Raw genomic sequence first — 7,736 nt, forward strand, 5'->3', positions numbered from 1 at the left:
ATCACCTGTGAAAGCTACTGAACCATCTGCTAGTACAAAACCACTACCTCCGCTTCCAGACTGAGCGTCTACGTAAGCCTTGGTTGCAGAATCTGTGTCAGCCGTAGGTGTTGCGAGGTTGGTTATTTTAAATCCGCCCATCGATTGATCTGCTGCGAAAGCAACTGTTCCGTCTGATTTAATATCTCCGGCACCTGTAGCAGCATTATCGTCCACATATTTCTTTGTAGCTGCTTCTTGATCTGAGGTAGGGTCTGAGAGGTTAGAAATAGTATTTCCACCCGCGTCTAAATCCCCTGTAAGAGCTACCGAACCATCCGCGAATAAATCTCCTAGAGATACCCAGTTGGCAGCGCCTGTACTTGCGTCTGTACAGATCCAAGTAGAGTTAGAATAGATCCATAGTGATCCCGCTGAGTAGCCCTCACTGTCGTCATTACTTACTGTAGGAGAAGCTATAGCTGCAAAATTGGTTTTAACTAAGACCTTATCAGATCCCAATGCGCCGTTGAAAGCGTAATTACCGTCTGACTCTAAGGTTATAGCTACATACGATCTCTTAGATCGTGTTACTGGTACACCTGAGTTTAGGAAGTTTCCTCCCCCAATCTCGGTGAAGGTAATTTGGCCATCACCAGCTTGGACACAGACGATCTCCATTCCCTCAGTTAATGTTCCAGGACAAGATACTGTCACTGCAGAGTCAGAAGTGAATACTAAGATATTACCGTCATCTGCTCCCGTTAGTACTCTTGCTGTGTCTGGAATTTGTACTACTGTTGAAGCCATAATATACTCCTTAGTCTACTGTTTGTATGAATTGTCCAGGCTTAATAGTGAGGGTTTCTCCAGTCACTACTGCTTTGGAAGGGGTCAAAGGACCATACATGACCTGCTCTCCACTCACAGAATCTATAAGGGCGAATGCTACAATAGTTCCCCAATCAGCTGTTGCTTCAGGGAATGTTATTGTGTTGGTATTTACGAGAGTGTTGCCACTTCTTGATACTGTTATGGACTGCCTAGCATAAGAACCGCCGGTCACCTCTGCACCTGTTGTTGAGTCTGTAGGATCTGATAAATAAAATCCTAGTAAATAGGTGTTACTGTATGTGATACCTGATGTCGGCGTTACACCAATTAACATATCGACAACGTCTTGTTCTACTAAATCTTTATATCCTGCCATGGGATTACCTTATGTTTGAAGAGATACTGATATGTTCTCTGAATTTAAAACTGCTTTTTCGAAAAGTTGGATAGCTATGTCGCTATCTGTTACTGTGTCTACTGTACTTCCTACTAATATTGTCGCTCCTGATATTCCAGGAACATTGAATAAGGGTACGTATAATCTGTCTGGTAGTACGTCCACACCTAACTGATACTCTGTTACTGACCAATCTGAAAGCTCCTGAGCAATGCGAGCTTCTCCGTCTTCTGGGAAAACTTCCTCGTCATACAAAGTGTAGTATACTTCTGCGTAAATTAATATCTCCGAAGGACGAGAGAATCTGACTAGATGATTGTTTCCTGTCAGATCGGTGTAGAATGCTGTAAGATCTCCAAACATTTCAGAAGTACCAGAGGCTACAATAGCCAGAACTTCTATAATGTCTCCGTCTGCTCCATTTTCTACCACTGCTTCAAAGGAATTAGGTGGTCTGAAATTACCAGTTGTTCCCTTTTCTTGGAACTTGGAGGTGTTGTTAGATATTATTCTTACAGTAGTCACTCCATTTATCTGCTCTAATGCTGCTTTTAGTGCAGCAGGTGTCCCGTTACCACCAACAGATAAGGTGTTGTTTCTACGAGCTCTTAAAACAGGGTCGGACTCTACCGTAGAAGTACCCAGAGAAATATCGAACTCATTTGATAGGCTTACCACACCAGTAATAGCTGTTTCAAGCTCAGTAAGTGTTCCTGCAGGAGCAGCTACTGAGTCGAATGCTTCTGAAGTAACGTTTACCCTGGCCGTACCAAGAGAGTCGATTGTTACCTCCTTGTTGGTTGTGAACCTGCGAGAAGAATCCCCAGATACATAAACTACAGTACCGATCGGAATGACTGTGCCTGTATCACCCGTGAAAGTAACAACACCAGTAGATTGGGTGAGCCCTTTCTTGACGATGCCACCAAATAGGCAGATATTCTCTAGCATTCGTCCTTCAGAGTTATTGGGGTTTAAATTTGCATAAATTTCAGAAAGATCATTAAATAAGTTGGAGATCTCTATGGCTTGAACACCATTGAAGATACCTAATGTAGAATCTGCTGAGACTTCTATTAAAGGTCCATAAGCAGCCCGGGAACTTACACTCATGCTTTCCACGAGTTCTAAAGTATCTGGTGCAGTGTAACCTTGATTTGTTAAAGGCATAAGAGCTCCTTATATATTTTGAGGGTTTAATAAATCTGTGAAAGAGAATGTTTCCTGTGTACCAAATGTAGTACGTACTGTAGTTAATACTTCGTACCCTCTAGTAGATGCGTCAATAGTACTTTCCCATTTAACAATCTCTCTAATATTTGGAGTATTAAGGATAACCTGGCGAACTTCTTGGTCTGCTGCGAACTTATCTACGTCTTTCCTTAAAACAATCTCGAACCACTTAGTTCCTTTTGATCTGTCCAAGACCCATTCTTGAAAGAAGAATCTTAATCTTATTCTTAATTGTTGGGCGACCGATTCTACTCCTTCAGAAGTAATGTGTAATTGATTGTTTGAAATATCGAGATCGCCTGTAGCTGGATCTAATTTTATATCTGACATGTCGATCTCCTATACTGGGGGTAGTGTGTTTGATCCGCCCGACAGAACGCCTGGGTGAGTGTGTAATTTTCCAGATATTCCTGCACTGACGCAATCCGTAGCTGAGGTAATTGTTCCATCCGCATCCACGGTTCCGGTTACCACTACGTTACCATTAAAAGTAGAAGTAGGTGCTGTGATGGTTACATTAGCTGGAGCGTTTAAGTTCCATTGACCGTCTTTGGTAAGTTCTGAAAAACCATTTAAGGTTTTAATTTCCATTCCACCATCAGATCTTAATCGAAAATGGTTATAGTTGTCAGAGTCGTCGTTGTTGAATATCCATACATCGTTCTTATAGTTCTCGTCATACTTAATGTCGTCGAGTGACTGGAACCCCGTATAAGCTATAGAGTCGGATAGATGAAATCTACGTGCAATTTTTGGTTCTGCGTTGCCTGGATCTGTTATCCCAGCTGTTTTCATGTTGAATAATAACGGCTGAATATCGGAGTCAGCTATATGAAGGATGACCTTATCTCCAATTTGTACAGGTAGTTTTATTCCTGCAAAAGCGGTCGCTGGAGTGTATATAGGCACATCCTCTATAATTGCGGGAGTGAGATACGACCCGTCTACATATCGGACATCTACTAACGGTCGGACGTTACCCTTTTTACCGTCATAGTAATCAACTATAATGCCTGGTATCATTGAGTGCATATCATTCTCCTTTAAAACGAGCCTGTTGCCCCGGCCCCACTAAATGTAGGTCCTGGTTTAGGATTCAGTGTTTCTTCTGCGATACTTTGATTTGGGGCATTCTTAATGATGTCTTGCTCCCAGGTACCTACTACTTCTGTGTACCACGAATTCCCATAGTATTGGCCTGTATGTGTAATTTTAATAACCTTGATCTCTATTGGAATAGGATCTATTTGACCTTCGGTTCCTCGACTTACATCTGAAACTACAGTAGAGTTAATTAAGATCTGAGGGGTCATCATCATGTGCATGTTCCAAAAGAACTTGGCATCTGTTGTGCCAACTGCTCCCTCTGTATTGTCCATACTCCTTCGTGGGGGAGAAAGTAAGTTATCTCCTAGAATGGCAGGTATTTTATTTGTAGAATTTACCGTTCCACCTTCACGGACAAAATGCACTTCGTCGTTAGCTATGACTAATTTTATCCAAAATGTTTTAGCGTATGTTCTTAGTTCTTCTAGTATCGTACCACAACAAGTATGGCTGCCTACAACCTCGTCGTTTAGGAGAGTCTTATTAGGAAGTCCTTTCTTAGCCAACTGAGCCTTGTCCGGCTCTTCAGCAGCTAGTGTGGCCATCTCTACAATAGCTGTATCAATGTTTAAGTCTGGAATTAGTTTCCGTCCTTCCTGCAGCATAAGGATCATTCTACCAGCGTGAGTAGTTCCTTTTGGAAATGTGAAATTCATTGGCTTGGAATCTATCCGGGATGACTTACACTTGAACTTTGTTTCTGACTTTCCAGCAGTCGTTACAGTATCTGTGAAAACTACATATCCTGTATAAACTGTTTTCAGAGGTTGTCCACTATATCCAACACTTAGAAACACTCTTATCCCATTGCCTGTTAGTTTAGCTACGTTGGATTCGGATAATCCTCTAACTGTTAAGTCCATCACACTCTGGGGCATTACTTTGCCTTCGATATTAATTGCGAATTGAATATCTAAAGGGTTCTTTTTATTTACTGAGGAGATCTCAACTCGTTCCTCCGGACCAGAGAAGACAAGTTCATATTCCCTCCTCCAATCTTGATTTACCATGAGGTCTTTCCTCTAGAATTTATTACTGTTCTGAAGTTCAGCTGGAAACTTCCGTTAGTTGAAGCAATGTTATTACCGGATGCCATGTAGGTGGACAAGGCCCTCTCTTTTATCGTAGGCACATTATTTGGATTGACTTGCAACCAACTGTCTATCCGTGATTCCTCAGATCTTGCAGTTTCTAAAAATTCTACATAGAGATCATCTACCTTCTTAACCTGAGCATCTGAAGCATCTGCTGTTCTGGAGAACTTCTTACCACCGCCTTTCCGGGTAGTTAATTCTTCAGAACTTTCTGGATCAGCTGATAAAAATTTATCTACAGAATTGGTGATACGTTCTTCTCTGAAAGACAAGTTGACCCAATAGGCCCCTCGCTGAGGACCATTACGGAGAACTTGATTAAAGTTTGTCAAAACCATATTATCGTAAATGTCGTAGAGTGATTGTATTGTAACGATAGTGTCATTTGAGTCTATGTACTTTAAGAATTCCTGAGAAGCCTGTATTGGGTTCGATCCCCCATTAACAATAGCGACATTTGATTCTGACTTGTCAGTAGATAGTCCAATATCAGCTGCTTCCTGTACCATGTCCTTTTCAGAGACTACAATACGTCTAGCCTGTGTAATATAGAACTGCTGAGAAGTGGGTACGTTTGTTGCAATTTCTTCGTCAGTTGGATCACCAAACCCGTCCAATATTTCATTCACATAAATAGTTACCCATGCGTCTTCTCCTGCGGACTCCTTTACTACTCTTCTCAGTCTGTTTGATTCGATAGCGTACAAGGATTTAAATACTGGAGTAGGGTTAGTTTGAGCAACGTCCACTTTCCAGTTCTCTGAGATCATACCAGTCAGGTTGATCACCTTACCATTATGGTATCGGTGATCGGACTTGTTTTGATTTTGTCCCTCGACTGGGTGAGAGGCCACAGTAGCAGTGCTAAGGTGGCTCATTGTTTCTACATGATCTAGTACTAGCAATAAGTTGGATAATATTCCAGACTTAGGAGTAATATAGATTCTCTTTTTCTGTTCGGCCATATTAACCTCCTATTGATGCCATTCCCAATCCATTTACTGCTTGACTGTAAGCCTCTGGACTTTCTGGTGCAGCGAACTGGTTATTAATGTTGTATTGCTTAGTGGAACTATCATTATTCATGATGGTTCTTATCTGCTCTTTTGAATAGCCTTGAGATCTTAATTTGTCAGCTTTTTCTCTGTTGAGCCTACCTTGCTTATTACGAGCCCTGTCTTCTTCGGTGAGGGCACCCTCTGCCGTAGGATCATATGTCATGCCCTGGTAAATCTCAATAGCACTCTTCCACCAAGGCTGTGTAAGAAGTGCTTTAAGAGTGTCGAACTCTTTTACTACTGCCCTTACACCTAGTCCTATACCACCCAAAATAAGAGCGAACTTAGCAAATGGGAGTAATCCTACGGAAGCGGCTAAAAATGCTGCTTTCATACCTGCTATAGCTGGTAATAGTACCGTTTTAATCATAGCTGCTGCTTTGCCAATCCATATCCAAGCTGCAGGGGAACTTATTGCTGCCATTACTAATTTAGTTGAAATTATGGCCTTCTTAAGAATTAACCAAGAAGCTGTTAGAGCTATTATCCAAGATCCGAGCTTAGTGGACATTAGACTTGTAACTCCCTCAACCAACTTAATAATAGCTAAACCCAGGGTACCTACTACAGATCCTAAAGGAGTAAAAGCTTTAATTAGATTTATACCAATATTCAACATTGACTTAAGAGCTGAATATGCTACTCTGCCCAGGTGTTTTATTTGAGCCTGATTATCTTTTATCCAATTTACTGACCTAGTAACAACATCTGTAAATGTGTAGAAAGCTTCTATTACTTTCTCTTTCATAAATGTTCTTAAGTCGCCCAACCCAGAAGTAACTGAAGCTATCCAATCGTACCAAGATTCCTCGTTAATACCGATCTCTGAACCAACTTCTCCAAAGAAGTTCTGCAGTCCTGTTCGCATTTTAGCAATACCTGCATTGAAGATACCGGTGAACTTCTGTGCTCCTTTTTGGGCTTTTTCTGTAACAAATGTGAACCGTTGGTAATGGTTCAAGAATTTATCAAAGTCTTTGTCAGTATCTGCCATTTTCTGAGCAAATGCTGTGAGCATTCTGTTTGCTTCCTGACCATAGATCTTATCTGCAGCAGAAGCGAACTCATCAAACTTACCTTTCTTAACCATGTCACGCCCGGCGTTCATGATTTTTTCGAAAGCCTCTTCTGGCTTAAGGTTGATAACTTCTTGTAATTGTATACCTAGTGCGGATAGGCCTTCACGCATGTTGGTTTCTGCAAAGCCAGATTTTTCTCCAGCTATCTTATTGTTCCACTCTTCAGCTAGTGAGTTAATATGTTCGAACGTAAATCCAAGTTCCTGTGCAACCAAACCCATGGCTTTCATCTCGTTCATACCAAAACCAGTCGCCCTTGAAAGGGCAGCCATTTCTGTGGTGGTAGCATTTATTTTTGAAGCCAAGAAAGTCATGCCAGTAAATAGTGCGGAAGGCAGAGCAATGGCTTGGAAAACTTTACTTGCAGCAAATTCCAGGAGACCTAAAGCAACCCGAACTTGTGCTAGTTTAGCTGTCCATTTACCAATTGCTCTTGCTGTCCGAGTAGCACCAGTCTCTACTTTTTTCTGCGTTTTTGCAACTCTACTAAGACCTAGATTAACTTTCTCATTACCAGCAATCCATTTACGATTGTCTTGGTTAATGATCTTGATCCCTCTAGAGGTGTCCTTAAAAGTCTTGGTAGCAACTTTATCTATGTCCTTAAACTGTACTGCAATGTACTCTAGAGTATCTGCTATGTCGTCTAACTTCTTCTCTAGTTTGTCAATAAGATCAAAAGGGATCTTTACTTTAATTGGAGCCGTCAAGCTGGCTACTTGTATGTCGTTAGCCATGGTAAGTCCCTCCTGTTTTAATTGTTTAGTTTAGTACCCCCTCAGTTGAGCATCGTCGAGAGGCCGAGGGGTGTTTTTGTTTAGGATATGCTATGAGCATTCTACGCTTAGACCAGTTGAGTTGAACGGAGCGTTATTTGAGTTAGTCGGTACATATCCATTTCCTGTAAGGTCATTTAGCTCATTGCCAGCGTTATCTTTGTAACTACCTAGTCTGT

At 41.4% G+C, this 7,736-nt stretch carries 8 protein-coding genes; all 8 read right to left on the minus strand.

From position 1 onward, the window contains the following. Window positions 1-789, minus strand: a 789-nt coding sequence (locus tag HRU21_10570; protein NRA42731.1) for a hypothetical protein, incomplete at its 3' end; no start/stop codon positions are given. 10 nt (window positions 790-799) lie between these two features. Next, window positions 800-1,189 (minus strand): hypothetical protein, encoded by a 390-nt coding sequence (locus HRU21_10575; GenBank protein NRA42732.1) that lies wholly within the window; start codon window positions 1,187-1,189, stop codon window positions 800-802. Window positions 1,190-1,198: 9 nt separating this feature from the next. Further along, a complete protein-coding gene (locus HRU21_10580) occupies window positions 1,199-2,380 on the minus strand; it encodes a baseplate J/gp47 family protein (protein NRA42733.1) in 1,182 nt (393 codons plus the stop codon). Window positions 2,381-2,389: 9 nt separating this feature from the next. Then, a complete protein-coding gene (locus tag HRU21_10585) occupies window positions 2,390-2,773 on the minus strand; it encodes a hypothetical protein (protein NRA42734.1) in 384 nt (127 codons plus the stop codon). Window positions 2,774-2,782: 9 nt separating this feature from the next. Then, entirely contained in the window at window positions 2,783-3,475 is a 693-nt protein-coding gene (locus tag HRU21_10590; GenBank protein ID NRA42735.1) for a hypothetical protein, read from the minus strand. A gap of 11 nt (window positions 3,476-3,486) precedes the next feature. Continuing rightward, window positions 3,487-4,560 carry a hypothetical protein gene (locus tag HRU21_10595; GenBank protein NRA42736.1) on the minus strand — a complete coding sequence of 358 codons (1,074 nt, stop codon included), beginning with the start codon at window positions 4,558-4,560 and terminating at the stop codon, window positions 3,487-3,489. Then, on the minus strand, window positions 4,554-5,609 hold the full coding sequence (locus HRU21_10600) for a hypothetical protein (GenBank protein NRA42737.1): 1,056 nt from the start codon (window positions 5,607-5,609) through the stop codon (window positions 4,554-4,556). Before HRU21_10600 ends, HRU21_10595 begins: the two co-directional genes overlap by 7 nt. Window position 5,610: 1 nt before the next feature. Next, window positions 5,611-7,518, minus strand: a complete 1,908-nt coding sequence (locus HRU21_10605) for a hypothetical protein (protein NRA42738.1) — start codon at window positions 7,516-7,518, stop codon at window positions 5,611-5,613. Window positions 7,519-7,736 lie beyond the last annotated feature (218 nt).

The organism is Pseudomonadales bacterium, from assembly GCA_013215025.1.
Taxonomy (GTDB): Bacteria; Pseudomonadota; Gammaproteobacteria; order Pseudomonadales; family DT-91; genus DT-91.

Bases quoted from the DNA above. Each gene is read 5' to 3' on its own strand.
- HRU21_10575 (NRA42732.1), bottom strand. From the start codon at position 1,189: ATGGCAGGATATAAAGATTTAGTAGAACAAGACGTTGTCGATATGTTA.
- HRU21_10580 (NRA42733.1), bottom strand. From the start codon at position 2,380: ATGCCTTTAACAAATCAAGGTTACACTGCACCAGATACTTTAGAACTC.
- HRU21_10585 (NRA42734.1), bottom strand. From the start codon at position 2,773: ATGTCAGATATAAAATTAGATCCAGCTACAGGCGATCTCGATATTTCA.
- HRU21_10590 (NRA42735.1), bottom strand. From the start codon at position 3,475: ATGCACTCAATGATACCAGGCATTATAGTTGATTACTATGACGGTAAA.
- HRU21_10595 (NRA42736.1), bottom strand. From the start codon at position 4,560: ATGGTAAATCAAGATTGGAGGAGGGAATATGAACTTGTCTTCTCTGGT.
- HRU21_10600 (NRA42737.1), bottom strand. From the start codon at position 5,609: ATGGCCGAACAGAAAAAGAGAATCTATATTACTCCTAAGTCTGGAATA.
- HRU21_10605 (NRA42738.1), bottom strand. From the start codon at position 7,518: ATGGCTAACGACATACAAGTAGCCAGCTTGACGGCTCCAATTAAAGTA.